Here is a 468-nt window from a genome sequence, read left to right on the forward strand (position 1 = left end):
TTTGTGGGTGCTGGAATGGACCCAGATAAGGCCTTTGAACTTACAAAAGAATACATGGAGAGCATGAATGTTATTAAGACCCTAGTAGGGGCATTTATGAAAGAAAAGATGCACAAACTTGAAGGATTCAAAGAGCTCCAAAAGCTTGGAAAGAAAAAGAGAAGAGAGATAGAAGTCGAGGAGGAGTTTGAGGAGGAGCTCTGATGGTTCTTTCGCTCTTTTTATCCTCTTTAAGGTTAATGTTTGTTCTACCTAAAATATTGTGGCAGTTTGCAGGAATGAAAAGAGCAATTAATAAAGGCAAAAGAAAATTCAGAAAGAGCTTAATTAAAAATGGGATTCCTAAAGAGCTTGCAGAGGAACTTGTAAAAGACTACGCAGTTGTGGATGAGTTATTAAACATCAAAGGGCTTCTAAGAATTGCAAAGACCACTACTTCCTGGCATACTGAGCATAATATGCCAAAGC

General features: G+C 38.0%; 1 protein-coding gene and 1 pseudogene. Both read left to right on the forward strand.

What is annotated here, in order from left to right:
• Positions 1-204 (forward strand): annotated as a pseudogene (locus tag E3E37_RS10970) (hypothetical protein); the annotation flags it as partial.
• The coding region (locus tag E3E37_RS10975) for a hypothetical protein (RefSeq protein WP_167717373.1) at positions 204-468 on the forward strand (265 nt) is incomplete at its 3' end. The pseudogene E3E37_RS10970 and the gene E3E37_RS10975, both read left to right, overlap by 1 nt.

Source organism: Thermococcus sp. ES12, from assembly GCF_012027515.1.
GTDB classification, from domain to species: Archaea; Methanobacteriota_B; Thermococci; order Thermococcales; family Thermococcaceae; genus Thermococcus; species Thermococcus barossii.